Source organism: Microbacterium sp. Bi128 (genome assembly GCF_918698205.1).
The window spans coordinates 1-2268 of record NZ_CAKKMM010000816.1; the positions used below are offsets into that span (position 1 = coordinate 1).

A 2268-nucleotide genomic window follows, 5' to 3' on the forward strand; every position below is an offset into this window, starting at 1 on the left:
GATTCAGGCAGCAGGAACGGATCCCAGGCCGGCGTCGGCTTCTCGAGTTCCTTGATCTGCCAGATGGCACCCTTTGGCGGGCCCGGAACAAAACCGATCTTCCAGCCCATCTCCGCCGGCGTATGGTCGCTCTTGGCGTTGTTGCACCGCAGGCACGCCGCCACCAGATTCTCCCAGGAGTCGGCCCCGCCCCGCGATTTGGGCTGGATGTGGTCGATGGTGTGGGCAGCCTTGCCGCAGTACGCGCAGCGGTGGGCATCCCGGCGCAGCACGCCGCGGCGGCTCACCGCAGTCATCGTGTTGTACCTGGGCCGGATGTAGCGGTTCAGCAGGATCACGGACGGGCGGCCCAAAATGTCCTGGGGGCCGACCACGGGGTCGTCCCCTTCGGCCACCACGCTGGCCTTTCCGGTCAGGACAAGGACGAGCGCCCGGCGGAAGGTGATGACCGCCAGCGGTTCATATCCAGCATTCAGAACGAGAGTGCGCATCCGCATACCTCTTCACGGCCGCACCCGCCAGCGGCACGAGGGCCGGCTGCCCTCTGCATGGTCGGGCTATGGATCGACAACACAAGAGTAAACACTCAAGTGCCGGATCACCGAATATTTTTTCACCGGTGCGGTCCCGGGCGCGGAAAGTTCACTGCACGGCAACGCAAAAGACCCCCGCCTGCAGACGGGGGTCTTTCGGAATGCTGGGGTTCGTGCTTAGGCGCCGACGCGGATGAAGACCGGGCCGGAGCCGACGTTGACGCTGTACAGCGCGGTGGTGCCGCCGTTCCAGCCGCCGTGCACTGCCATGCCGTTGCCGACGTAGACCGCGATGTGAGCCATGCCCACGCCGCCGTTCTGGTAGTAAGCGAGGTCGCCCGGGCGTGCCTCGGCGGCGCTCACGGTGCGGCCCAGGGACAGGTAACCTGCCGGCCAGCCGTGGTAGTGGATGCCTGCCGCGGCCAGGGCGTTGGTGGCGAGGGCGGTGCAGTCCTGCGCCACGCCGATCTGTGCGTAGGCAGCGGCGGCGATGGTCGCGCCTGCGCCGCTTCCGATGCCGGCGGGGGCCTGGGCAGCGACGCCGCCGCTGACGCCAAGCTCGGTGCCGCCGGCGCGGGTGGCCGTGGCGTCCTGGACCTTGACAACGGGCTTGGGAGCCTCGACAACGGGAGCCGGCGTGGTGGTCACGGCGGGCTTCTCGTAGGAGATCGCGATGGTGGAAGCGGCCGAGATGGTGGCCGGAGCTGCGGACTGGACTTCCAGGGCCGAAGCGGAGGTGGATTCGCGCTGAACATTGGTTTCAGCAGCGTTGGCTGCGATTCCGCTGGTCAGGACCAGACCGGAAGCTGCGGCGATGACCGCAGCCTGACGGCCCACGCCGCCGGCGTTGTCGCCGACAGCCTTAGCAATAACAGCCAGCGAGTTGGTCTTGGTGACCTCGGCGCGGTGCCGTGCAACGTTTGCACGAGTAGTCATTAAGTTCTCTCTTTCGTGATCCTTGGACCGCGCGCTTTCGGGCGCGGACTGAGGACGCTCCGGCATCTTGGGGGTACGCCGGATCGCCCCGAAATGGGTTACTTAGCGAAGGGTGTACTGCGAAGACGCGCCAAAAGCGGAAACTGCATGCTGTCCGGGCTCGCTAGAGATTGAGCCTGCGGAACGTGATCCAATCCGGGCGCCGGCAAGGGCGGTACGTGATGTGGATTCCAGCGGGCTCGACAGAGCCTCGCCGGTGCGCATGCGCGCAGAATTGTGGCGTGAAGACACGAAAGTAGCCTCTCCCAATGCCTACGAGGTGAGCTGTCGGATTCGGATGGGAGTCACCCGGCCGCGCTGCTTCCTGGGAAGCTTTGCGACTTAACCCCAAGGCCTTCTTTCGAAGGCCAAAATTGGTTCCCCCGCCCCTGCCAGACGATGTAATGCGAACGGACCTTGAGCGGTGGCAGAGCTAGGCAATCCACTCAAGAGCGCCAACTTCGGAAAAGTTGGCGTGCTTCAAACCCTACAGCAGTCCGGATCCAATGTCACATTCAGATCACGGCGTGTCACAGGAAGTTGAGAGCAGCCCATCGTCTTTTTAGAGCCAGCCGAGCGGGTCAACGACATCGCCGTTGACCATCACTTCAAAGTGGAGGTGGCAGCCCGTGGAGGCGCCGGTGGTTCCGCTCATGGCGACGACGTCACCGCGGGAAACCTTCTGGCCGACCTTGACCGAGGCCGAGGACAGGTGGTTGTACGTGGTCTCCAGGCCGTTGCCGTGATCGCTGACCACGGG

Annotated in this window: 3 protein-coding genes and 1 riboswitch; all 3 genes read right to left on the reverse strand. The window is 64.9% G+C overall.

Annotated elements, in window-relative coordinates; genetic code table 11:
- Positions 1-491, reverse strand: a 491-nt coding sequence (locus LQV45_RS26630; RefSeq protein ID WP_230009728.1) for an HNH endonuclease, incomplete at its 3' end; no start/stop codon positions are given.
- A 219-nt stretch (positions 492-710) separates the two neighbouring features.
- Positions 711-1469 carry an NlpC/P60 family protein gene (locus LQV45_RS26635; protein ID WP_230009730.1) on the reverse strand — a complete coding sequence of 253 codons (759 nt, stop codon included), beginning with the start codon at positions 1467-1469 and terminating at the stop codon, positions 711-713.
- Between the two features lie 295 nt (positions 1470-1764).
- A riboswitch (cyclic di-AMP (ydaO/yuaA leader) is annotated at positions 1765-1948 on the reverse strand.
- A gap of 122 nt (positions 1949-2070) precedes the next feature.
- The coding region (locus tag LQV45_RS26640) for a M23 family metallopeptidase (RefSeq protein ID WP_230009731.1) at positions 2071-2268 on the reverse strand (198 nt) is incomplete at its 5' end.

Excerpts from the sequence above, each read along its gene's own strand:
- LQV45_RS26635 (WP_230009730.1), bottom strand. The coding sequence starts at position 1,469 with ATGACTACTCGTGCAAACGTTGCACGGCACCGCGCCGAGGTCACCAAG.